This is a genomic window from Rhodococcus sp. HNM0563 (assembly GCF_012726195.1).
Taxonomy (GTDB): Bacteria; Actinomycetota; Actinomycetes; order Mycobacteriales; family Mycobacteriaceae; genus Rhodococcus.
On the sequence record NZ_JAASAF010000007.1, the window covers coordinates 124,064 to 145,629 of the forward strand.

Here is a 21,566-nt window from a genome sequence, read left to right on the forward strand (position 1 = left end):
AATTGTCCGTCACGCATCCACGGTAGTCCCGGTCGAGGCGTCCGGAACGTCGATCCGCGTGTTGTGCTGCAGCGGTCGGGGAACGAAGAACGTGACGAGGCCACCGGCGAGAGCGATCACCGCGAAGATGTAGAAGTTCACGTTGTTCGCGAAGCCGGCGCCGATCAAAAGGCCACCGATGATCGGGCCGAAGATCCCGCCGAGTCGGCCGAACCCGGCGCACCATGCGACACCGGCTGCGCGAGCGGGGGTGTCGTAGTAGTTGGACACGAACCCGTAGACGAGCACCTGGGTGCCGATCGTGCCGACACCGGCGATCGCGACGGCGGTGAGGAGTACGGACAGAGGGAACCCGAGCGTGAGCGTCACCAGGGCAACGGCGGCGAGGAAGAAGGTGGTCACGATGACGGATTGCGGACCGCGACCGTCGGCGATCTTCGATGCGATGAGGCCGCCGATGATGGCACCGCCGTTGAGGACGAGGAGGAATGCGAGCGAGCCGTCGGCGTTGTAGCCGGCGTCGGCCATGATTTTCGGCAACCATGTGTTCAGGCCGTAGGTCAGGAGCAGGCCGGCGAAGCTCATCAGGCCGAGCAGACCGGTGCCGAGCGCGTACTTCCTGGTGGCGAGCGCAGCGAAGCCGACCTTCTCGGTGGGTGCGGCAGGCGCGGCCGTGGGCATCGGGAAGCCGAACTTGTCGCAGGTGGATTTCGCTTCGTCGAGGCGACCGCGGGAGGCCAGCCACGCGGGTGATTCGGGGAGCTTGGCCAGCGCGAGTGGAAACAGGATGACGAGCGGCAGAGCGCCGATCAGGAACAGTCCGCGCCACCCGATGACGTCACGCAACAGGATCGCGAGCAGTGATGCGAGGACACCTCCGGCGGGGACACCGCTGTAGACGATGGCGTTGAACAGGTTGCGCTTGCCGGGCGGGGCGAATTCCGCGACGACGGCACCGGCGGTGGCGACCAGGCCGCCGACACCGATACCGGTGAAGAACCGGAGGCCACCGAACATCGCGATGCTCGTCGAGAAGGCTGCTGCGCCCATACCGACCGAGAACCACACGATGTTGATCAGCATCATCTTGCGGCGGCCGACGCGGTCGCCGAACGCGCCGGTGACTAGAGCACCGACCATGACACCGATCAGGGCGTAGGAGCCGAGTGCCCCGGCCTGCTGCGCGGAGATTTCGCCGAGCTGGGTGGGGTCGCCCATGAGTGTCGGAAGAACAGTTCCGTACACGACGAGGTCGTATCCGTCGAAGATGATCGCGACGGTGGCGAGAGCGACGATCCAGATGACGCTTCGTTTGTGCTGTGGGCTGGCCCAGGTCTGTGTGGTTCGGGTCATTACATGCTCCGGTTTGTGTGAGAGGTCACAAATGAATTCGGGCAGAAAAGTGGCCTCACCAGCAGGGGAAGGCCCACTGGCGAGGCCCGGTCGAACGGCTGTCAGCCTTGATCGCCTCCGGCTACGGGAAGGACCGAACCGGTGATGTACGAGGCCTCATCGGAGGCCAGGAAAGTAATCGCCGCGGCTTGCTCCTCGAGCGTGCCGTACCGCTTGAGCAGCGAAGAATCGACGGTCTGGTCCACGATCTGCTGGTACCAGGCCTTCTCCTGCTCGGTCTGCGGGGCAGGCCCCCGCGCGACCCGCCGCTCCGGCGCGACGGTCCCGCCCGGGGCGGTGGCGACGACGCGAACGCCGTACTGCGACAGCTCGAGCGCAAGCGCGGAGGTGATGGCGTTGACGCCACCTTTCGCCGCGGCATACGGAACCCGGTTCACCCCGCTCGTCGCCACGGACGACACGTTCACGATCGTGCCGGAACGCTGGTCGATCAGGTACGGCGCAGCCGCGCGGCACGACCACAACGTGGGGAACAACGACCGGCGGATCTCTTTCTCGATCTCGTCGGGCGCGTAGTGCTCGTACGGCTTGGCCCAGATGGTGCCGCCGACCACGTTGATGAGCACGTCGAGTCGTCCGGCCGCCTGCACCGCGAACGAGAGTGCCTCCTCCGCCCCCTCGAGGGTTTCGAGGTCTGCGGTCACGGAATGTGCCTTGCCGCCGTCGGCGCGCAGTGTTTCGGCGACCTCGTGGACGAGTTCGGCGCGGTCGACGAGGACGACCTCCCCGCCTTCGGCCGCGACGCGGGTCGCAACTGCGAGACCGATGCCCTGTGCGGCGCCGGTGATCGTCACACACCGGCCGTCGAACCGTCCCGGGAAGAACTTCACGTCGCTCATCGTGCACCCGCTGCTGCGCCCTCGGCGATCGCTCGACGCATCGTCTCCTTGGCGTGGCCGGAATGCGCGATCATCAGGTCGCGTGCTGCGGCCTTGTCGCCCTTCTCGAACGCCTCGACGAGCTGCAGGTGCTCGTCGATGATGTGTCCCTCGATCCAGTGCGCGTCACGCAGCACCTGGTGCATCAACTGTGTCACCTCGAGGCGGTTGTAGGCCTCGAGCAGCACCGGATTGGTGCAGCAGCGGAACAAGTACTCGTGGAACGCCGCGGTGGTGTCTGTGAACGCGGCGGCGTCGGTGAAGTGATCACCTTCGACGGACGCGCCGGATGCCTCAGCGAGAATCCGGAACTCCACGAGCTGCTCGGGGGTGAGGCGGCCGATGGTGAGCTCGAGGACACCGAGTTCGAGCGCCATGCGGGCGTCGAACTGCTCGTCGGACTCGGCGACGGGCGGGTGCTCCTCGCCGATCTCGTAGTTGCCCGGCGATGCAGGGGTCTCGAGTGCGACGGGCCGTCCTGTTTCGGCAGCGGCCTTCTCGGCAGCTGCCTTCTCCGCGTCGGTGGGGGCCGGGGCGGTCGCCCCGCCCGGGGTAGCGGAGGTGTTGAACTTCTCGAAGTAGAAGTTCACGGGAGTGATGCTGTTCTCCGACAGGTGATTACGCACCGCTTCCACCATCGGCGGTGGTCCGCACAGGTAGATGTCGACGTCGCCGTCGTTGAGGTGCTGCGGCTCGAACAGTCCGGTCACGTAGCCCTTGTTCGGGGCCGACGAATCCTTGTCGGCGACACAGTAGTCGAACGTGAAGTTCGGCAGAGACTCCGCATAGGCCTGGAGCTTCTCGAGTTCGACGAGGTCGTGGTCGAACGTGACGCCGTAGATGAGGTGCACCGGATGATCGGTGCCCTCACTCTGAATCTTCGACAGGATCGACAACAGCGGGGCGAGTCCGGTCCCGCCGGCGAGCAGCAGCGACGGGCGCTTGCGCTCGCGGAGGAAGAAGCTTCCGAAGGGGCCGGTGAATTCGAGAGTGTCGCCCACCTGAGCGCGGTCGCGCAGGTACTCCGACATCAGGCCGCCCTCGGTGATCTTCACCAGGAATGCCAGCGAATTGTCGTGGGGGCCGGTGCTGAACGAGTACGACCGCGTCGCCAGCTTGCCGGTGCCGTCGTCGCTACCGGGAACCCCGATGTTGACGTACTGCCCGGGCAGGAACACCAGGTCGTCCCGGTTGTCGATCTCGACGGTGAAGCCGACGACGCTCTCGGAGAATCGATTGAGTTCGGTGATCGTCGCGGTGTACGAGGCCGCCGCGGTCTTCGCGACATCCGAGGTGCTGGCGATCTGCACCACCAGATCCGACTCGGGCATCATCTGACACGGCAGGCAGTAACCCTGTTCTGCTTCCTCGTCGGTCAGCGCATCCTCGATGTAGTCGCCGCCGTCGTAAGTGCCGGATTCGCAGAACGCCTTGCAGGTGCCGCACGCGCCGTCGCGGCAGTCGAGGGGGATGTTGATCCGCGCCTTGTACGACGCGTCTGCGACGGTCTCGTTCGGCTTGACCTTGATGAAGCGGGTGACCCCGTCCTCGAAGCTCAATGCCACCTGGAATGTCATGGTGCCCAAGCCTCCTCTCGTGATTCCGGGTACTAGACGACGTAGACGTCGACGATGTGGTGGATGTAGTCGTTCTTCAGGACGATCTTCTTCTTCTTGATGACCGGCTGATCACCCGAGACATCGAGCGTGATGAAGGTCGTGCCGAAGTAGGTATCCGTGGTGTTGTAGCGGAAGTACAACGAGAACCAGTTGTGGCGCACATCGATCTCGGTGCCGCGGCGCTCGAGGACCTCGACATTGGTGATGTTGTGGCCGGTACGCGGTTCGGGAAGCGACGTCGCCGACGAACGGTCGGTGCGGATGCGGAAAACGCGGTCTTCGAGTCCGCCTCGGTTGGGGTAGTAGATCAGCGAGATCTCGGACTGCGGATCCTCGGTGAGCTTGCCGTTGTCGTCCCACGCAGGCATCCAGTACTCGGCCTCGGGGTGGTAGCACTCGAGCCACTGCTCGAACTCGCGGTCGTCGAGCAACCGCGCTTCCTTGTAGAGGAACTGTTCGATGTCGGTCTGCGTCAAATTGGTTGCTGTGGTCATGATTTCGTACCTCTCAGAGCGCGGTGGGCTCGCCGGCGGCGGATGCTGCAGCTTCGGCGTCGACGGCCTTGCGCATCGTGTCGAGCCAGTAGCCGTGCTGGATCGGGTAGAGGCCTTCATCCTCGGTCTTCACGCCGCTGGACAGGACGTTGTCCATGCCGAGGTCTTTCGCGACCTGGTCCGGGCCGTTGAGGATGTGGGTGGCGCCGCGGCTCATGTCGTTCCACGGAGCTGCGGTCGCGAGGTACGTCTTCTGGCAGGACCGGAATTCCTCGAGGTCGTCGGGGGTGGCCATGCCGGTGGCGTTGAAGAAGTCCTCGTACTGGCGGATGCGGCCTGCGCGTGCCTCGGCGCTCTCACCCTTGGGTGCGATGCAGTAGATCGTCACCTCGGTCTTGTCCACGGAGATCGGGCGGAAATGCCGGATCTGCGACGAGAACTGGTCCATGATGTACACGTTCGGGTACAGGCACAGGTTGCGCGATGCACCCACCATGAACTCGGCCTTCTTCTCACCGAATTCCTTGGCGAGCTCGTCCTTGCGCGGGTACAGCGGGCGGTCCTCCGGGTTGCCCCACCACATCCACAGCAGCAGGTGGCCGTGCTCGAACGAGTAGTAGCCGCCGCCCTGCTTGCCCCACGTGCCTGCATCCATGGCCTTGGTTTCGTTGGCCGATTCACCGGCGGTGCGACGCGCGGTCGTGGCCGCGTAGTTCCAGTGCGTCGCCGAAACGTGGTAGCCGTCCGCACCGTTCTCCGCTTGGAGCTTCCAGTTGCCGTCATAGGTGTAGGTGGAGGAACCGCGCAGCACCTCGAGTCCTTCGGGGGACTGGTCGACGAGCATGTCGATCATCTTGGCGGAGTCGCCCAGGTGTTCCTCGAGGGATTTGACGTCGGGATTGAGCGAACCGAAGAGGAAGCCGCGGTAGCTCTCGAACTTCGCCACCTTGCGCAGGTCGTGGCTGCCGTCGGTGTTGAACTGTTCGGGGTAGCCGGCGTCGCGAGGATCCTTGACCTTGAGCAGCTTGCCGTTGTTGCGGAAGGTCCAGCCGTGGAACGGGCACGTGAAGGTGGTGCGGTTGTCGGTCTTGCGGCGGCACAGCATCGCGCCGCGGTGGCTGCACGCGTTGATCAGGGCGTGCAGTTCGCCTTCCTTGTCGCGGCTGATGACGATGGGCTGACGACCGATGTTGGTGGTGAAGTAGTCGCCGACATTCGGGATCTGGCTCTCGTGCGCGAGGTACACCCAGTTGCCCTCGAAGATGTACTTCATCTCGAGTTCGAAGATCTCTTCGTCGGTGAAGACGTCGCGTCGGACCTGGTGCCGTCCGGTTGCGGGGTCTTCGACGAGGGCTCCGTCGAGATGAGTGCGCACGTGCTCCACGATGTCGGTCATGGGGATCCTCCAGTGTCGGCGTAGTTCCCGGGACGAACAGCGTCGGTGTCCGATTCCGGTCCGAACACAGTTGCCGTGGCGGCGGTCGGACAGGCTGTGTCGGGGTGGGGCTCGGACGGGCTGTGTCCGGCATTACTACTACCCTGACATCCTGTGTTTGCGGTCACACCGGGTAAATGCCTAGTGATACCTAGGACCCCGAGGTCGGAGGACGAAGGACCCTGGACGAACAGAATGGCCGAATGTCACCTTCATGAGCTCGAGCTGCATGAAGGTGACATTCGGCCCATTCGGGGCGCGGGACCTTACCCGGCTGCGGTGAACTTCTCGCGCCGGATCCGGCGCGGGGACATCCTGCGCCGTTTGAACGACTTCACCGCGGCTTCGACGAACTTCTCCGACCCACAGATGTAGCCGGTGAACTCCTTCGCAGAGCTGACATCCTTCACGAAGGCATCGGTGACGTAGCCTTCCCGGTCGCCTCCGTTCTCACGGCTTACGCAGGTGACGTATCGCAGGCCCGGGTGCTTGTCCTCGAGCTCGCGGAAGAAGTCGGCGTCGTACACATCGGCGCAGGTCCGAATCCCATGGTAAAGCAGGATCTCCCGTTCCGGGTCGAGTGCGAGCGCATGACGGATGATGCCCTTGAGCGGTGCGAGGCCGGTGCCGCCGCCGAGCAGCGCCATCGGGCCGGTGGAGTCCTCATCGAACGTGAAGTCGCCGTACGGGCCGGTGATGTCGATCCGATCGCCTACCTCGACTGTGCCGAACAGCCACTCGGAGGCCACGCCACCCGGCTGCCGACGCACATGCAGTTCGAGCAGCTTCGGTTCTGTCGGAGGATTCGCGAGGGAGTACTGACGCTTCGCCGAACCTCCTGGGACGGTGACCTCCACGTACTGTCCGGCCGAGAACGTGAGCGGTTCGTCGAGAGTCAACAGCACCCGCCGTGTGTCGTCGGCGATGTCTCGTACTTCGGAGACCGTGGCGACGAAGTCGCGCAGCGCGTGAGTGGTCGCGACCTCGTCGGCGGCAGGGGGGTCGATCGACGTGTCGCTGCACGGTGTGGCCTGGCACGCGAGTGCGTAGCCGTCGGATCGCTCGGCCTGCGAAAGGGTGCCCTCGGGCGAGTTCCGGTGATCGACCGACCCGGAGTGCACCTTGACCCTGCACGTGCCGCACGTTCCCTGATTGCACGAGTTGGGCATCCACACTCCGCTGCGCAGGAACGCGTCGAGAATCGGTTGCTCAGGGCCACAGTCGACCGACGTCGTGCCGGTGGTGACGGTGTACGACATGTCAAACCTCCCAGGTTGCGTGCAGTGAGGTGGGGCCGCGGAAGCCCCAGCCCCAGAACTCGACGTCTGCACCGGTGTCGCGTTCGAGGTTGGGGATGGTTTCGAGCAATTCCTCCAAGCCGATACGACAGACGTGGTTCGCGAAGTAGATGCCGGCGCACGCGTGGTTGCCGGTGCCGAACGCGAGATGCGGAAGCGGCGGTCGGGTCATGTCGTACTCGGTGGGTGCCTCGAAAGTGTCGGTGTCGTGGTTGGCCGATCCGTACGAGAGGATGACCACCGACCCCTCGGCGATCTCGATTCCGGACACCACGGTGTCGCGTTTGGCGATTCGGGCGGTGCCGGACCAGATCGGCGACGTCCAGCGCATTCCCTCGGCGATGGCCCGGGGAATCAGGTCGGGTTCGTCGACGATGGCCTCGAACTGTTCCGGGCGGGTGAACAGTCCGGCCAGCGTCGACGACATGGCGTGCCCCGGTTCCTGCATGGCACCGAGGAGGAAGACGTAGAGAGTCGGGTAGATGTAGTCGCGGTCGCGGGTCTGTCCCTCGGGCATGCCGTCGTGCAGCCAGTGCGAGATGGCGCTGTCGTCCGGATGCTCGATCCAATGGTCGATCAGAGGATCGACGATCGACTGGATCTCGGCCTTTGCGGCGTCACCCTCGTCGAACCGTTTCTGATCGGTGAAGTTGCCGTCGGCGTCGACGGCGGCATTGGTGAACGAGTCGGACAGCTTGTGGAACCATTCGCGAAGTTTGTCCGAGCTGACGTCCTTCAGACCGAGCAGATCTCCGAGTGCGCGGACACTGACGGGTTCGCAGTATTGAGTGACGAGGTCGGCCTTGCCGTCCGTTTCGAACTCTTCGAGGTAGCGCTGAGCGATCGGTCGGACGAGGTCCTCTACCCAGCGGTCCACTTCGCTGGGCTGCAGCGCAGGCTCGACCATCGATCGCAGATCCTTGTGGATATCACCGTTGACTCCGATGATCGCCGGATGCCCGAAGGTGCGGCCACCGGCCGGAGTGATGATTCCTTCGAAGTCGTCGCTGTTCGCGATCGTGTGGCACGCGTGCGTCGTCGACGCGACGAATGCCCCCAGCACGGGTACGAATGCGACAGGAGCTTCGGCCCGAAGGCGCTCGTAGATCGGGTACGGGTTTCGCTCGAGCTGGGCCATGGTGACTTCGTCGATCCAGGAGAGAGTGCTCGTCATGTGATGCTCCTCGGGTGGGTCGTGGGGCCCTGTCGCTCGGGCCTTCCGTACGCTGTGATGAGGACCATATGATTCAGATCACTTCGCTTCTACACCGATTGCGCGGAGTCGATACGCATCGCGCGGAAAGTCGCCGAGCAGGAGTCGGGAGGTGATTGAGGTGGCAGAGTTCGAGGACTGGGAGGATGTCTCCCGAGTGGTCGCCGACGTGTACTTCCCGCACGAATTGACCGTCATGTCCGGCGCCGAGCGACCCGAATTGCATTTGTCGTCGGTGGATTTCGGTCCGGTGATGATCGGCAGGCTCGCGTGGGGCGTCGATGTGGCGATCGAGTGCGAGTATCCCGGAGCGTACGAGATCAACATTCCGCTCGCGGGCACCCTGGAATCCAGGGGTGAGGGCGGTGAGGTCGTCTCCGGGCCGGGGCAGGCCACCGTGTTCAGTGCGGATACTCCGAATCGGATCACGCGTTGGGACGCAACATGTTCCGTTCTGGGCGTCAAGTTCGACCGCGATCATCTCGAGCGAGAGGCCGACCGCATTCTGGGCGCCCCCTTGCGGTCCCGGCTCGTTCTGCCTGATCAGATCGATCTGACCGGCTCGGCCGGTGATTGGCGCCGCCTGGTTGCCTCATTGTCGGATCAGCTCTCAGAAGGCGCAGGTTCGCTTGCCAACCCCCTCGTGTCGCAGCAACTCGCGGGTGCCGTCACGACCGCGTTCGTGTTGGCGGTGGCACCTCCGAGCGAAGATGCCGCCCCGGCGGCTAGGCCGGGGATGGTCCGACGTGTCCTCGACGCGTTGCACGACGATCCGTCACGTCCATGGACCGCGGCCGATATGGCCGAGATTGCAGGCACCAGCGTGCGGCGGATGCAGGAGACGTTCGCCGACTATGTGGGAAGCAGCCCGTCCGCGACCTTGCTCGACATCAGATTGGACCGCGCGCACGCAGAACTCGCGGCCGGTGGCTCCGGCGTCACGGTGACCGACGTTGCGTTCCGGTGGGGTTTCAGCAGCCCCGCCCGATTCGCGGCGGCGTTCAAGAAGCGGTACGGGATGACGCCGAGTCAAGCGTTGCGCGACTCCTGACAGCAGGACTGCGTCATCCGAGCCGATCGCGGACGTCTCGGCGGAATCGGTGCCGATGTGTCGTGGTCATTGCTGCCATGTCCGATAAGACGTACAATTTTCCGTACAGTTAGGAGGTTGTCATGAGGACCATGAGTTACAGCGAGTCCCGTGCTCGTTACGCCGAAGTTCTGGATTCGGTGGTGAATGACCGCGAGGAAATCGTGATCACCCGATCGGGCCACGAGCCCGTGGTGATCGTGTCGCTGGCGGATTTCGAGTCGCTTCGCGAGACCGCCTACCTGATGCGTTCACCGGCAAATGCGCGACGCCTGCTCGACGCGATGGAGCGACTCGAAGCCGGAGAGGGTCAGCCGCACGAGCTGATCGACGGTGACGACTGACGATGCGGTTGGTGTGGGATGTCAACGCCTGGGAGGACTACCTCTGGTGGCAGACTCAGGACCGTAAGGTGTTGAAGCGCATCAACTCTCTTGTGCAGGACATCCTACGAAACGGAAACGCCGGCATCGGCAAACCGGAGCCGCTGAAGCACGACTTCGCCGGGTACTGGTCCAGGCGAATCACCGACGAACACCGTCTTGTCTACAAGGTCGCCGACACCGAGGTGCGTATTGCGGCGTGCCGGTATCACTACGGGCGCTGACACGTTCTATCCGATCCACATGGCCGGGATCGGCCGGTCGAAGGACAACTCGGGAAAGTCGTCATCGGCGACCGGTGTCCGCAACCGCCGCTCCGAGTAGTCGTGGCCGTGCGTGCGCATGTACTCGATGCACGCCACCGTGTAACCGAGGGAATCGATCCGGTCGGTGCCGACCGGGCGGAACAGGTTGGGAAATCCGTGCGCGGTCACGGCTGCAGGATCGATGGCGGTGTCCTCACGCCCCTGCAGGTGGATCGTGCCGTCGCCATCGATCACGAACTTGGCGCGGGCGATGACGAACCTTCCTAAGTGGAATTCCCAGCGATTGTCGATGTCGTCGTATGTGGCCGAGGTTACGCTGACCAGCTCGCAGACCGACAGATATAAGTCGTCACGAAGGCGGTCCGCCGCACGCCGGCAAGCGAAGGAGCGCCCGAGTATCACGGCGTCGAACTCCGGGATAGGGGCAGGGGCACCGGAATTCGAAGCGGCGGACATCTCGGACGCTCCTTCGCGTGGGGTGGATGGTTGGGTACCGCGCGCAGGCGGGTAGGTGGGGGTCGTCCGCCTGCGCGCGGTGGTGTGGGGTGTCGTTACTTGTAGAACGCGGAGACGTCGGCGTTGCCGACCAGGTCGGGCACGGTCCAGCCGTCGAGGTCGTACTCGCTCATGAACTGCTCGGCGAAGCCCTTCATGGAAGCCACATCACCGCGGGTCTCGGCTGCGAACAGCAGTTCGGCCTTGACGTTCTCGTGGTTGCCTGCGTAGTTCCGCTCGTACAGCTCGTGACGACCACCGAATTCGGATCCGATCGAATCCCACAGAGCCTTCATGACCTTGACACGGTCGACCGCCTGGATGCCGTCGGATCCACGAACGTACTTGTCCAGGTACGGGCGTACGTCGGGGTTCTTGAAGTCGGCGGCGGACGAGGGCAGGTAGATCAGGCCCGAGGCAACGTCCTGCTCGATGATCTCCTTGATGCGCGGGTAGCCCTGCATCGCGAACATCCGGTACGTCAGGCCGTATTCGAGCTTCGGGATGACGGTGTCGCCGATCCACGGTTCGGGATTGTTGACCATGGAGTCGGTCAGCGACCAGAACAGGTTGCGCCAGCCGATGACCTCACCGACGCGGGTCTGTACTCCTCGGAATCCGCCGGCGCCGGTGGCGTCGAGGGCCTTCATGAGCAGACCGGCGATGAAGTCGAGTTTCACGGCGAGGCGGGTGCAGCCCTGCAGGGTGAAGCGCTGGAGGAAGCCGGAACCCGGCAGGAACTGGTTGATCTTCTCGACGTCCCCGTACATGAAGACGTTCTCCCACGGGACGAGGACCTTGTCGAAGATGAAGATGGCGTCGTTCTCGTCCATGCGGCTCGACAGCGGGTAGTCGAACGGCGAGCCGACGATGTTGGCGTTCTCTGAATAGGAGGCGCGGGAGATCAGTTTGATGCCGGGTGCATCCATCGGCACCGTGCAGATCAGCGCGAATTCCTTCTTCTTGATCGGCAGGCCGTAGTGGGCGATGAAGTTGTAGTTGGTGATGGCCGAGCCGGTCGCGACGACTTTCGCTCCGGAGACGATGAGGCCGGCGTCGGTCTCCTTCTCGACCTTCATGAACACGTCGCCGACCTGGTCCGGGGGCAGCTGGCGGTCGACCGGCGGGTTGATGATCGCGTGGTTCCAGTACAGCACCTTCTCCTGCGATTCCCGGTACCAGCGCTTCGCGTTGTCCTGGAACGGGTTGTAGAACTCGTCGTTTGCGCCGAGGGTGCCGAGGAAGGACGCCTTGTAGTCGGGGGAGCGGCCCATCCAGCCGTAGGTCAGGCGTGCCCAGGTGGCGATGGCATCGCGGTCCTTGACCAGGTCGGCAGAGGATTTCGGGGTGCGGAAGAACGGCATCGTGACGCCGCCGTTGCCGGTGTCGGTGGGAGTGGTGAGCGTGTCGACGTGCTCGCCGGTGTGCAGCGCGTCGTAGAGGCGCGCGGTCATCCGGATGGAGTTTCGGAACGCCGGGTGGTTCGTGAAGTCCTTGACCTTCTCGCCGTGCAGGAAGATCTCGCGGCCGTCGTCGATCGAGGCGATGTACTCGTCGCCGGTCATGGGGCGGGTTGCGAAATTCTTCGTCCGGTTCGCTTCGCACTCTGCGGCGACATTGACCTTGGAGCGGTCGAGGGTGTCCGGGCGCGGTTCGGTGGTGGTCATGGAATTTCTCCTAGTCCGGTGGGGCAGGGATTCGCTGTGTCAGTGGTGGTCAGGCCGGGGATGTGGCCAGGTGAAGCGGGGTGAACTTCGTCTGGGCGTCGAACCATCCGCTGTGCGGATCGTCCAGGCAGCCGTTCCAGGCCGCAGACGCGCTGGGGGCGCCGAGGTCGTGGAAGGTGCTGCGGAAGAAGAGGAGGGGATCGACGTCGCGGCTCGAGGCATCGACGATCTCGCCGATGTAGATGATGTGGTCACCGCCGTCGTATTCGCGCCACGGGATGCACGAAATCGTCGCGGCGGTACCGGCGAGGACCGGTGCGGTGGGGCCGTCCTCCCATGTCGGCTCGGGCGACTGCGGCCTGCCTGCGAAGTGCATCGCGGTGTCGACCTGGTCGGCGGCGAGGACGTTCACGGCGAACGGTGCACCCGACAGGAACCCGCACGCCTTCGAGGTGCGAGTCAAGGTGACCTGGCACAGTCGCGGCTCGAGCGACACTGCGGTGAACGCGGTGACAGTGGCGCCGTGCGGTTCGCCGTCCCGGTTGGCGCAGGTGATGACGGTGACGCCACTTGCGAACTGTCCGAAGATGTTTCGCAGGTCTCGCTGTTCCATGTCTGCGTCCTCCCTGTCCGGTTCGATCTGGTGTGACACAGACCATATGGACACCGGAAGGGATGTGCGATCCAGTGAGCGCGGTCACTATCCACCTGGCGCGGCGGGTAGGTATAAAGTCCTTGTTTGCCAGGGGACGTGTCCCTGATCACACTGGAATCAAGGTCCCCGGTATCCGAAAACGCGAGGGTGGATCACAGAATGGCAGAGGATTCGACTCGACACCCGTCCGACTGGGACGAGGTGGAAGAGGTGGTGTCGCATGCGTACTTCTCGCATGACCTCACCCCCCTCGAGAAGGTCGAACCTCGCCTGAACCTGCGCACATTGCCTTTGGGGCCGATCCGGTTGGCCCGGATCGGCTGGGGTGCCGAGGCGTCGGTGCACAGTTCGCACCCGGGCGCCTATGCCGTGAACATTCCCTTGTCGGGCACGATCGAGTCGATCGCCAGTGGCGTCGAGACCGCATCCGGGGTGGGGCAGGCAACCGTCTTCGAACCGGACATCGACGCGACGATCCGTCGGTGGAGTGGCGACTGCGAGATCGTCGGGGTCAAGCTCGAACGCGACTACCTGCACCGGGAGATGGCCCGCATCCTCGGGCGCCCCGACCTGCACCTTCCCCCTCAGGTCGACCTGTCGACCGACGCGGGGCAGAGTTGGATGGCGTTACTGCGTTCGGTCATCGAGCAGCTCAAATCCGACGAATCCCTCTGGCACAACCCACTGGTGTCCGATCAACTCTCCGGCGCCCTGACCTCGTCGTTCATTCTCGCGGTGATGCCCGACGACGCCGATCCGACGGGAGGTGCGCGGCCTCGGATCATCAAGCGGGTCCTCGACCGGGTGCACGACGATCCGTCGTTGCCCTGGACGTCAGCGGACATGGCGGAGGTCGCCGGGGTGAGTGTGCGTCGTCTGCAAGAGGGCTTCCGGGAGTACCTCGGTGTCTGCCCCCGCGACTACCTGCTCGATCTGCGGTTGTCGCGCATCCACGAGGAACTCTCCGCGGGATCCGGTAGCAATCTGTCGGTGACGGATGTGGCGTTGAAATGGGGGATCACACACACCGGGCGGTTCTCTGCGGCGTACAAACGCAAGTACGGACTAGCGCCCTCCGCCACGCTGCGTTCCTGAAAACGATGGGCGCCTGATTCGGTATCGGTACTGGTCAGCGGTGTCGGTAGCCGAGTTCTGCGCTCAATGTCTCGGCGCAGTCCACCACGCGTTTGGCGCATAGATCCCGGAAGGAATCGAGGGTGTGGCGTCCCGTCGACGTCGAACACGCGAGCACGCCCACTGCATGGCCGGCGGGGTCGAACACGGGTGCCGCGAGCGAGATCAAGCCGTCTTCGAGCTCGGCGGATGCCATCGCGTAACCCTGGCTGCGGACCTCCGCAAGTTCGACGCGGAAGGCGTCGGCGTTGTCGATGGTGGTGGGCGTGAGTTTCTCGAACCGGGTCTCTGCGATCACGGTGTCGAGCTGTTCGCGTGGTGACCAGGCGAGCAACGCGCGACCCATCGACGTTGCGTATGCGGGTACGCGAGTGCCGACCGAGACGTTGATGCTCATGATCCGTCGCACCGGTACGCGGGCCGCGTACACGACCTCGGTCCCGTCGAGTACGCCGAGCGACGCCGATTCGTGCGTATGGTCGGCGATCTCCACCAATTTGGGCAGCGCGGAATCCACAAGGGTGTGCGAGGCCGTGTAGTGCTGCCCTATGCTCAGGACTCGCGGAGTCAGTGACCAGCGCGTTCCGGTCGATGTGACGTAACCGAGCCGCTGCAGTGTCAACAGGATTCGACGCACCGCCGGCCGCGACAGATCGGTCTTGGTCGCAACCTCGGCCAAGGTCGGTTTCGGATCCTTGTCGTCGAAGGCGTGCAATACCGCAAAACCACGCTCGATGCTCTGAACGAAATCGCGGTCGTTACTCCGGCTGTTGCCTAGGTCGGTGCTCGGCATTGCATCTCCTACCTGCGGGACTCGTCGATGTTGCCTCATTCGGTGTTGACAAGCGATGTGACAACACGCACAGTATGTGGTGTACGCATTGCGATCCACAAGTACGCACAGCGTACTTCGTCGGTTCGAAGCCCTGGAACCGACCGGACCAATGCTTTTGCCAACCGCTTTCCACACCGTTCTCAGCCCCGACGAGGAGAGTCCATGACCACCACCGAGAACCCCACCGCTCACGGTTCCGGCAACGCCGCCACCGACAAGTTCAAGTCCGAGCGGGCATCGTCCGACACGTCCGTCGAGCGTGCGGCCGCGATCTACAAGGACGTGCTCGAGGCCCTCGCCGGCGTCGTCCACAAACACGAGGTGACGTACGACGAGTACCGGGTGCTCAAGCAGTGGATGATCGATGTCGGCGAGTACGGCGAGTGGCCGCTGTGGCTGGACGTTTTCGTCGAGCACGAGGTCGAGGAAGTGCACTACAACCGCAAGCACTTCACCGGCACCAAGGGATCCATCGAAGGCCCCTACTATGTGCCGAACGCTCCGAAGCTGCCGTCGAAGTGCACCATGCCGATGCGCGAGAAGGACAAGGTCGCGCCTCCGCTGATCTTCAAGGGCAAGGTGACCGACCTCGAAGGCAACGGCATCGCCGGCGCCACCGTCGAACTGTGGCACGCGGACGAGGACGGCTACTACTCGCAGTTCGCCCCCGACATCCCCGAGTGGAACCTGCGCGGCACCATCGAGGCCGACGACGACGGCAACTACGAGATCACCACCCTCAAGCCGGCTCCGTACCAGATTCCGAACGACGGCCCGACCGGCTGGTTCATCAAGTCGTACGGTGGCCACCCGTGGCGTCCCGCCCACCTGCACCTGCTGGTGTCGGCCCCGGGCAAGCGTGCCGTCACCACTCAGCTCTACTTCAAGGGCGGTGAGTGGGTCGAGAACGACGTCGCGACCGCAACCAAGCCGGAGCTGATCCTGGATCCGCAGACGAACGCCGACGGCATCGCAGAGGTGACGTACAACTTCGCTCTCGATCCCGAAGCGTGATCCACATCTGATCTCGAATGCCGGTGTCCCACAGGGGCGCCGGCATTCGCCGCGAGTGCACCTGCACAGTATCGACCGTCACACCCAGAACTGATTGTGAGCTGACCGAAGATGTCCGACCCCGACCTGGCGATCGTCTCCGTCGAATCGACGATCGTCGACGTGCCCCTGATTCGTCCGCACAAGTTCGCGACCACGACATCGGAAGTGCAACCGATCCTCTTCGTCGCCGTTACCACTGCCGGCGGAGTCACCGGCTACGGCGAAGGCGTCGTGCCCGGAGGCCCGTGGTGGGGAGGCGAATCCGTCGAGACGATGAAGCAGATCGTCGATCGCTACATCGGTCCCTACATCATCGGTCGTGGTGTCGACGAGATCAGCGGCGTGATGCTCGACATCGAACGGATCGTCGCGAACGCGCGTTTCGCGAAGGCTGCGGTCGATGTGGCGATGCATGACGCGTGGGGCCGCAGCCTCGGCGTGCCGGTCGCATCACTGCTCGGTGGCGCGTTCCGCACCGGAGTCGACGTACGCTGGGCGCTCGGCGCGGCGCCTCTCGAGGAGATCGTCGAAGAGGTCACCCACAAGATGGAGCAGCGCCTCAACTTCTCGTTCAAGCTCAAGATGGGTGCGCTCGATCCCGTCGTCGACACCGACCGCGTGGTGAAGATCGTGGAGGCGTTCGACGGCAAGGTCGGATTCAGCATCGATGTGAACGCGCGCTGGGATCGTTTCACCGCGCTGCGTCACGTACCGCAGCTCGTCGACGGTGGTGTGGAACTCATCGAGCAGCCGACCCCGGCCGACCAGCTCGATGTCCTCGCCGAGATCAACCGCCGCGTCTCGGCCCCCGTCATGGCCGACGAATCCGTCCAGACCCCGCACGACGCATACGAGGTCGCCAAGCTCGCCGCGGCCGACGTCATCGCCCTCAAGACCACCAAGTGCGGTGGTCTGCAGCGCAGCAAGGAAGTGGTCGCGGTCGCCAAGGCCGCTGGTCTGCGCTGCCACGGCGCGACGTCCATCGAAGGCCCGATCGGTACCGCCGCGTCCATCCATTTCGCATGCTCCGAGCCCGGGATCAACTACGGCACCGAGCTGTTCGGTCCTCAGCTGTTCGCGGTCGAGCTGCTGAAGAAGCCCCTCGAATACTCCGATGGCCAGGTGCACCTGCCGGAGGGCCTCGGCCTCGGTGTCGAACTCGACATGGACGTCGTCAAGAAGTACGCGCGAGACTGAACCCACACTCGAAGAAGGAGAAAACCCATGGCACTGTTCCACGTTCGGATGGACGTCAACATTCCCCGCGACCTCGACCCCGAGGTGCGCGCCGAGACGATCGCCAAGGAGAAGGCCTACAGTCAGCAACTCCAGCGGGCCGGTAAGTGGCCCGAGATCTGGCGCATCGTCGGCAAGTACAGCAACATCTCCATCTTCGACGTGGACTCGGCCGACGAGCTGCACGAGATCCTGTTCAACCTGCCACTCTTCCCGTACATGGACATCGAGGTCATGGCGCTGACGAAGCACGGGTCGGACGTCAAGGACTGACTCGACCGCCGCGGTCGGAGTAGTGACGTCACCGCCCTGCGGCGATCCGGCGGGTCGGTTGTGATCGCTGTTTGATCGCAACGACAGTCTGGTAGTGATCGCGCACCGATGAGCCCGGAAGTGACCTGACCGATGTGAATCCGCATGCGTCGAGTGCATCTCGCAGAGTGTTCAGATCGAGAAGATAAGACGATCGCGCGAACCGGTAGTTTCGATGTCCCACGGTCATCGCGACATCCCAATGCCGGATGCGGGTCTCGTGGTCGGTGGAGATCTCTTCGATGACGGTTACCGGTCGTCCCGCAGGGCAGAACCCCTGATGCTCGAGAACAGAGGGGGAAGTGTCCGGCCGAGCGGACGGCAGATCCACCAGAAGTGCGCCGCCGGGACGGAGGGCGCCTGCCATACCTGCCACATGGGTGATCACGCGACCGGGGTCGAACTCGAGCGCTGAGTCGGAATCCCACGTGTCGGCGTATGCGAGGGAGTTTCCGCGGCACATCACCATGTCGAACACCTCGGGAAACATCCGGCCGAGGTCTTCCCAGCGAGCGCAGATCGCATCGTTGGAAAGCCCTGCCTCGGTGCAGTTGTGTCGAAATCGGTCGAGCATCTCGGTGCTTCCGTCGGAACATACGAGGGAATAGCCCAACTCCAGGAGCCTGATGGTCCCGAACCCCGTTCCGACAGCGCAATCGAGGACAGGCCCGTTCAATCCGATTGTGTCGAATGCCGCGATCGATTGTGCGACAAAGCGATTCTCGTCGGCGCAGACATTCAGATAGATATCGATGACCTCGGCCGGATGATCCACGGCGAATGTGTTTGTCACGAGCACCCCGACGCGGTGATCTGCCTGACCAGCCTAGTCACAGCATCGCGGTCGATCTTGCTGTTGTGGCGAGGATCTGTTGGCAACGCGCCGGGCAACTGTAGCGGTGTGGGGCCGGGAAAATGCAAGCGCTGTGCGAGGATGGACATGGTGCCGATGTCGACGGCTGACGGATCCTCGTCATGAGGAAAGACATAAAAGAGCCGGTCCGCATCGGCATCGTAGACCACAGCACTGAGTGCAAACCCTGTCACCATGTTCCACATCTGCTCGAGTGCGTCGGGGTAGATGGGCCCATGCGGGGAGTCGACCACATCCCTGTTCCTGCACAGGTACCAGACAAGCCCGGAGTCGTCGATATATCCATGATCTCCAGTGCGGTGCCATATTTCGCCCGTTGGAGAATCCCGCAACTTCGATGCGGCCACGGCATCGTCACGGCGATGATAGGTTCTGACCACCCGCGGTCCCGCAACGATGATCTCACCTGCGACGCCGGTGTCGAGACTTGCAGTTGTCACGTCGAAATTCGCGCCCTTCGACGACGGGGAGATGATGCGGACTTGCATCTCCTCGGTTGGACGACCGAGCGGTGTCCCCTTGCCGTTCCAGGTTTTCAACTGCGACAGGTAGATGTGTTCGTCGGCGCCGACGACAGTGATCGGCATCAACGCTTCGGTGCTTGCATACGGGACGACCACGTCTGTCGGATCGAGTGCGGCGCGCATTCGTTCGATCAACCGGACGCCGATCGCTGAGCCGGCGGTCGCGGCCCGACGAAGAGTCGGAGCAGGCAGACTGTGGCGTTGCATGTGGGCGACGAGGCGGTGCCATACCAGAGGCGAGGCGAAGAGATAATCACTGCCCGAGCCGGCCAGTTGGCGATAGAACGCGTCGATATCGAGATGAGCCGGCTGAGCGTTGGATAGGTCAGGTAATACGACTCGGCGACCGATCGCCAGAGATACCAAGGCCAGGTGAGGGAAAAGACAGAATTCTGAGCGAATGTCATTGTCGCCGTAGTACCGCATCTGAGAGGAGAGCTCCCGGGAGGTCCAGGGCACTCCTTTGGGAATCCCTGTGGTACCGGAGGTGTAGAGCATCAGGACGGTGTCGTTTACACTCCACGCGCGCTGTTCCCAGGGCTGTTTGTTGCTGGTCGAGGCGCTGTCACCCGCGTCGAAGATGGTGTTGTCGGGTGGGCATATGGAGCCGCGGTACAGTCCTCGCGCCGGATCGGGAATCGACGATACCCATACTGCAGCATCGAGATCAGCCAAACAGGGGGCGAGTGACTCCAGAGGCTGATTGGGGTCGACGAATGCGGGAACAGCACCGAGTATTGCTGCGCCGTAACAGTATGCGATAAGTTCGGAGCCGAGCGGCAGCGTCATCACCACGTGTTGCCCTGGTCGTGCGCCGGAACGGTACAGGTGCATCGCTGCCGATTCGGCGGCGAGCCACAGGTTTGAGAACGAGCGCTGCGTCGATGTCCGGAAGTCCGTTACCGCCGTGTGCTCGGGTCGGTTGTCGCGCTGTGCTCGTAGGCCGTCGACGAGGACATTTCCGTACGGCACAGATGATTCGGATGTATTCAAGCTTCCCCCCGCCCGCCCGCCCGCCGGTCTGGCGGGCTTGTCTTGACTGGCGCAGTGCCTGGGCAGATGCCGGGCTGCCTGCTGAGTCCAATTCCCCTGATGGTCACCTGGCGGGTTTCCCCCCTCCCGCCGGTTTCCCGTCGATCTTGATCGATGCCCGAATGGGTTGTCAAGCCGAACAGCCTGAGAGCGGGGATGGATAGGACGCCTTGTGGGCGGCTGCGCCACACCGTACGGAGACTATGCGGAGGCAAGCCGTTCGTGAACACCGGAACGCACGTCGTGGTCGGAATCGACGGCTCCGACACTTCGCTGGGCGCTGCGAAATGGGCCGTGACGGTCGCCCAAAAAATGAGTCAGCCAATGCAACTCGTGCACTCCACGCCGAGTCCTGCTCACTTCTCCGGCGACGATCTACGCAACAGTTGATCGTCAGTCTCGCCGCGGAGGGAGCCGAAGTGCTTTCCTCTGCGGTCGCCGCCGTTCGCGAGTATGCGGCCGGCAGTCGCTTGACGACGATGCTCGGCGACGAACCCGCTACGACAGCGCTGCTCACTGCCGCGAAGGGCGCCACCATGGTTGTGCTCGGAGCGACGGGCCGAGGGACCGTCGAGCGTTGGTTGCTCGGATCGACCGCGGTGAGGGTGGTCAACCACGCTGAATGCCCTGTCGTCGTCTGGCGAGGCGACCCCGCCGATCGCGGGCCCGATACGGGCGCTTTCGTAGTCGGGCTCGACGGCAGCGCTACGTCTACCGCCGCCGAGTTTGCGCTCACATTCGCAGACCTGCTCGGTGTACCCATCACCGCGGTTCGATCCTGGACCGACGAGTACGCGATCGGCGCCGCCAGACCCGAAACGCTGCGCCAGTCGGGCCCGACCTCTCTGCTCGTGGACTGGGGATGCTGTCGCCCGCACGGAGGAGACGAGGCTTACCGAGATCCTCGCACCCTTCCGGCGTCGCTTCCCTGACGTGCCTGTAGATGCGGTGTCGGCCCGCGGTTCGGCACCGCGGGAACTGCTGCGAGCTCTCGATGACGCCCAAGGTGTCGTCGAAGAGTTGACCCATGCCGGCGATCGTTCCGTGACCGCCTGTGAACAACATTTCGAGTAGGGAGCCTGCCTCGGCAGGTAGCCCGAACACAGGCTGGAGCAGCACGATGACGGCCAGTCTGCCGAGTGCGAACTGGCCGAACGACAGGAATGCGCCGAAGAGGGCGTGCGGCGCGGCGGCGTCCCACTATTGCCGAGGCTTCGGCAGCGTCTTTCCGATCATGATCGCGCCGAACACGACGTTGATCATCAGTCCGGGGATCATCCGCCAGACCTCGATGACGGATTCGGGGATCAGGCCGTTGGTGCCGGTGAGTTCCCCGAGCACCTGTGGGCCGAGCAGCAACACGGCGAACCCCGCGACGACACTCGCCGGTATGAAGAGCGCGCTGAGCGCGCGCACCCGACTTCGCACGAACCACGCGAACACCAGTACGGCGCCGAGGATCACCAGCGACAATCCCACGATCTGTGCCTCGCTCAGCTGCTCGGGCATTCCGCCCCCCATACGCTGCCCCGACCATCGGAAATGACCGTACCGGGAGTCGGTCCTCGTTAGGGTTGAGAACTGCTCGACTCACGTTTGCTCACCAGAAGGCAACGGATCAATGATGTTGCCGTACGGATAGTTATCCGGGCCGCAG

23 protein-coding genes are annotated in these 21,566 nt (G+C 63.7%); 9 read left to right on the top strand and 14 right to left on the bottom strand.

Annotation, left to right across the window (positions count from 1 at the left end; translation table 11 throughout):
• Positions 1 to 9 precede the first annotated feature (9 nt).
• The 7 genes from HCA61_RS17560 to HCA61_RS17590 all read right to left on the bottom strand — a co-directional run bounded on the left by HCA61_RS17560 (position 10) and on the right by HCA61_RS17590 (position 8,311).
• On the bottom strand, positions 10 to 1,353 hold the full coding sequence (locus HCA61_RS17560) for an aromatic acid/H+ symport family MFS transporter (RefSeq protein ID WP_054715625.1): 1,344 nt from the start codon (positions 1,351 to 1,353) through the stop codon (positions 10 to 12).
• Between the two features lie 101 nt (positions 1,354 to 1,454).
• A complete protein-coding gene (locus HCA61_RS17565) occupies positions 1,455 to 2,252 on the bottom strand; it encodes a 1,6-dihydroxycyclohexa-2,4-diene-1-carboxylate dehydrogenase (RefSeq protein WP_169689479.1) in 798 nt (265 codons plus the stop codon).
• A complete protein-coding gene (benC, locus tag HCA61_RS17570; protein WP_169689480.1) occupies positions 2,249 to 3,868 on the bottom strand; it encodes a benzoate 1,2-dioxygenase electron transfer component BenC in 1,620 nt (539 codons plus the stop codon). Before benC ends, HCA61_RS17565 begins: the two co-directional genes overlap by 4 nt.
• 32 nt (positions 3,869 to 3,900) lie before the next feature.
• Positions 3,901 to 4,404 (bottom strand): benzoate 1,2-dioxygenase small subunit, encoded by a 504-nt coding sequence (benB, locus tag HCA61_RS17575; protein ID WP_169689481.1) that lies wholly within the window; start codon positions 4,402 to 4,404, stop codon positions 3,901 to 3,903.
• A gap of 13 nt (positions 4,405 to 4,417) precedes the next feature.
• Positions 4,418 to 5,800, bottom strand: a complete 1,383-nt coding sequence (benA, locus tag HCA61_RS17580; RefSeq protein WP_169689482.1) for a benzoate 1,2-dioxygenase large subunit — start codon at positions 5,798 to 5,800, stop codon at positions 4,418 to 4,420.
• A gap of 305 nt (positions 5,801 to 6,105) precedes the next feature.
• The gene (locus tag HCA61_RS17585; RefSeq protein ID WP_169689483.1) at positions 6,106 to 7,098 is read right to left on the bottom strand and encodes a 2Fe-2S iron-sulfur cluster-binding protein; all 993 of its coding nucleotides are present in this window, start codon (positions 7,096 to 7,098) and stop codon (positions 6,106 to 6,108) included.
• Position 7,099: 1 nt separating this feature from the next.
• On the bottom strand, positions 7,100 to 8,311 hold the full coding sequence (locus tag HCA61_RS17590; protein ID WP_169689484.1) for a cytochrome P450: 1,212 nt from the start codon (positions 8,309 to 8,311) through the stop codon (positions 7,100 to 7,102).
• A gap of 160 nt (positions 8,312 to 8,471) precedes the next feature.
• Between HCA61_RS17590 and HCA61_RS17595 the strand changes: the two genes are divergently transcribed.
• From HCA61_RS17595 to HCA61_RS17605, 3 genes are all read left to right on the top strand, one after another.
• Entirely contained in the window at positions 8,472 to 9,401 is a 930-nt protein-coding gene (locus HCA61_RS17595; RefSeq protein ID WP_169689485.1) for an AraC family transcriptional regulator, read from the top strand.
• Positions 9,402 to 9,523: 122 nt separating this feature from the next.
• Positions 9,524 to 9,784: a type II toxin-antitoxin system prevent-host-death family antitoxin gene (locus HCA61_RS17600; protein WP_169689486.1), complete on the top strand. Its 261-nt coding sequence runs from the start codon at positions 9,524 to 9,526 to the stop codon at positions 9,782 to 9,784.
• 2 nt (positions 9,785 to 9,786) lie between these two features.
• On the top strand, positions 9,787 to 10,047 hold the full coding sequence (locus tag HCA61_RS17605; RefSeq protein WP_169689487.1) for a Txe/YoeB family addiction module toxin: 261 nt from the start codon (positions 9,787 to 9,789) through the stop codon (positions 10,045 to 10,047).
• 6 nt (positions 10,048 to 10,053) lie between these two features.
• Here the strand turns inward: HCA61_RS17605 and HCA61_RS17610 are convergent, their stop codons facing one another.
• The 3 genes from HCA61_RS17610 to HCA61_RS17620 all read right to left on the bottom strand — a co-directional run bounded on the left by HCA61_RS17610 (position 10,054) and on the right by HCA61_RS17620 (position 12,864).
• Complete coding sequence (locus tag HCA61_RS17610; protein WP_169689488.1) at positions 10,054 to 10,545, bottom strand: hypothetical protein; 492 nt, start codon at positions 10,543 to 10,545, stop codon at positions 10,054 to 10,056.
• A gap of 95 nt (positions 10,546 to 10,640) precedes the next feature.
• Entirely contained in the window at positions 10,641 to 12,251 is a 1,611-nt protein-coding gene (locus tag HCA61_RS17615) for a 4-hydroxyphenylacetate 3-hydroxylase N-terminal domain-containing protein (protein WP_169689489.1), read from the bottom strand.
• A gap of 49 nt (positions 12,252 to 12,300) precedes the next feature.
• Positions 12,301 to 12,864: a flavin reductase family protein gene (locus tag HCA61_RS17620; RefSeq protein ID WP_169689490.1), complete on the bottom strand. Its 564-nt coding sequence runs from the start codon at positions 12,862 to 12,864 to the stop codon at positions 12,301 to 12,303.
• A 201-nt stretch (positions 12,865 to 13,065) separates the two neighbouring features.
• Here HCA61_RS17620 and HCA61_RS17625 point away from each other — a divergent pair, with 201 nt between their 5' ends.
• Positions 13,066 to 14,001 (top strand): AraC family transcriptional regulator, encoded by a 936-nt coding sequence (locus HCA61_RS17625; protein ID WP_169689491.1) that lies wholly within the window; start codon positions 13,066 to 13,068, stop codon positions 13,999 to 14,001.
• Positions 14,002 to 14,035: 34 nt separating this feature from the next.
• Here HCA61_RS17625 and HCA61_RS17630 read toward each other — a convergent pair whose 3' ends face one another.
• Positions 14,036 to 14,833 carry an IclR family transcriptional regulator C-terminal domain-containing protein gene (locus HCA61_RS17630; RefSeq protein ID WP_169689492.1) on the bottom strand — a complete coding sequence of 266 codons (798 nt, stop codon included), beginning with the start codon at positions 14,831 to 14,833 and terminating at the stop codon, positions 14,036 to 14,038.
• A gap of 204 nt (positions 14,834 to 15,037) precedes the next feature.
• Between HCA61_RS17630 and catA the strand changes: the two genes are divergently transcribed.
• From catA to catC, 3 genes are all read left to right on the top strand, one after another.
• A complete protein-coding gene (gene catA, locus HCA61_RS17635) occupies positions 15,038 to 15,889 on the top strand; it encodes a catechol 1,2-dioxygenase (RefSeq protein WP_169689493.1) in 852 nt (283 codons plus the stop codon).
• 111 nt (positions 15,890 to 16,000) lie between these two features.
• Complete coding sequence (locus HCA61_RS17640) at positions 16,001 to 17,128, top strand: muconate/chloromuconate family cycloisomerase (RefSeq protein ID WP_169689494.1); 1,128 nt, start codon at positions 16,001 to 16,003, stop codon at positions 17,126 to 17,128.
• 27 nt (positions 17,129 to 17,155) lie between these two features.
• A complete protein-coding gene (gene catC, locus HCA61_RS17645; RefSeq protein ID WP_169689495.1) occupies positions 17,156 to 17,440 on the top strand; it encodes a muconolactone Delta-isomerase in 285 nt (94 codons plus the stop codon).
• A 28-nt stretch (positions 17,441 to 17,468) separates the two neighbouring features.
• Here catC and HCA61_RS17650 read toward each other — a convergent pair whose 3' ends face one another.
• Positions 17,469 to 18,272 (bottom strand): class I SAM-dependent methyltransferase, encoded by an 804-nt coding sequence (locus tag HCA61_RS17650; protein WP_169689496.1) that lies wholly within the window; start codon positions 18,270 to 18,272, stop codon positions 17,469 to 17,471.
• The gene (locus HCA61_RS17655) at positions 18,269 to 19,849 is read right to left on the bottom strand and encodes an AMP-binding protein (RefSeq protein ID WP_346777595.1); all 1,581 of its coding nucleotides are present in this window, start codon (positions 19,847 to 19,849) and stop codon (positions 18,269 to 18,271) included. Before HCA61_RS17655 ends, HCA61_RS17650 begins: the two co-directional genes overlap by 4 nt.
• A 282-nt stretch (positions 19,850 to 20,131) precedes the next feature.
• Between HCA61_RS17655 and HCA61_RS26640 the strand changes: the two genes are divergently transcribed.
• Both HCA61_RS26640 and HCA61_RS17665 read left to right on the top strand, forming a co-directional pair.
• Positions 20,132 to 20,299 (top strand): universal stress protein, encoded by a 168-nt coding sequence (locus HCA61_RS26640; protein WP_169689497.1) that lies wholly within the window; start codon positions 20,132 to 20,134, stop codon positions 20,297 to 20,299.
• A gap of 29 nt (positions 20,300 to 20,328) precedes the next feature.
• Positions 20,329 to 20,841, top strand: coding sequence for a universal stress protein (locus HCA61_RS17665; RefSeq protein WP_169689498.1), 513 nt, complete (start codon positions 20,329 to 20,331; stop codon positions 20,839 to 20,841).
• A gap of 268 nt (positions 20,842 to 21,109) precedes the next feature.
• Here HCA61_RS17665 and HCA61_RS26395 read toward each other — a convergent pair whose 3' ends face one another.
• On the bottom strand, positions 21,110 to 21,418 hold the full coding sequence (locus HCA61_RS26395) for a hypothetical protein (RefSeq protein WP_240959752.1): 309 nt from the start codon (positions 21,416 to 21,418) through the stop codon (positions 21,110 to 21,112).
• Positions 21,419 to 21,566: the final 148 nt, after the last annotated feature.

What these genes read in the sequence shown, in the direction of transcription:
- HCA61_RS26395 (WP_240959752.1), bottom strand. Translation starts at nt 21,418, where the DNA reads ATGCCCGAGCAGCTGAGCGAGGCACAGATCGTGGGATTGTCGCTGGTG.
- HCA61_RS17565 (WP_169689479.1), bottom strand. Translation starts at nt 2,252, where the DNA reads ATGAGCGACGTGAAGTTCTTCCCGGGACGGTTCGACGGCCGGTGTGTG.
- HCA61_RS17605 (WP_169689487.1), top strand. Translation starts at nt 9,787, where the DNA reads ATGCGGTTGGTGTGGGATGTCAACGCCTGGGAGGACTACCTCTGGTGG.
- HCA61_RS17640 (WP_169689494.1), top strand. Translation starts at nt 16,001, where the DNA reads ATGTCCGACCCCGACCTGGCGATCGTCTCCGTCGAATCGACGATCGTC.
- HCA61_RS17610 (WP_169689488.1), bottom strand. Translation starts at nt 10,545, where the DNA reads ATGTCCGCCGCTTCGAATTCCGGTGCCCCTGCCCCTATCCCGGAGTTC.
- HCA61_RS17630 (WP_169689492.1), bottom strand. Translation starts at nt 14,833, where the DNA reads ATGCCGAGCACCGACCTAGGCAACAGCCGGAGTAACGACCGCGATTTC.
- benB (WP_169689481.1), bottom strand. Translation starts at nt 4,404, where the DNA reads ATGACCACAGCAACCAATTTGACGCAGACCGACATCGAACAGTTCCTC.
- benC (WP_169689480.1), bottom strand. Translation starts at nt 3,868, where the DNA reads ATGACATTCCAGGTGGCATTGAGCTTCGAGGACGGGGTCACCCGCTTC.
- catC (WP_169689495.1), top strand. Translation starts at nt 17,156, where the DNA reads ATGGCACTGTTCCACGTTCGGATGGACGTCAACATTCCCCGCGACCTC.
- benA (WP_169689482.1), bottom strand. Translation starts at nt 5,800, where the DNA reads ATGACCGACATCGTGGAGCACGTGCGCACTCATCTCGACGGAGCCCTC.
- HCA61_RS17585 (WP_169689483.1), bottom strand. Translation starts at nt 7,098, where the DNA reads ATGTCGTACACCGTCACCACCGGCACGACGTCGGTCGACTGTGGCCCT.
- HCA61_RS17615 (WP_169689489.1), bottom strand. Translation starts at nt 12,251, where the DNA reads ATGACCACCACCGAACCGCGCCCGGACACCCTCGACCGCTCCAAGGTC.
- HCA61_RS17560 (WP_054715625.1), bottom strand. Translation starts at nt 1,353, where the DNA reads ATGACCCGAACCACACAGACCTGGGCCAGCCCACAGCACAAACGAAGC.
- HCA61_RS17625 (WP_169689491.1), top strand. Translation starts at nt 13,066, where the DNA reads ATGGCAGAGGATTCGACTCGACACCCGTCCGACTGGGACGAGGTGGAA.
- HCA61_RS17620 (WP_169689490.1), bottom strand. Translation starts at nt 12,864, where the DNA reads ATGGAACAGCGAGACCTGCGAAACATCTTCGGACAGTTCGCAAGTGGC.
- HCA61_RS17600 (WP_169689486.1), top strand. Translation starts at nt 9,524, where the DNA reads ATGAGGACCATGAGTTACAGCGAGTCCCGTGCTCGTTACGCCGAAGTT.
- HCA61_RS17590 (WP_169689484.1), bottom strand. Translation starts at nt 8,311, where the DNA reads ATGACGAGCACTCTCTCCTGGATCGACGAAGTCACCATGGCCCAGCTC.
- catA (WP_169689493.1), top strand. Translation starts at nt 15,038, where the DNA reads ATGACCACCACCGAGAACCCCACCGCTCACGGTTCCGGCAACGCCGCC.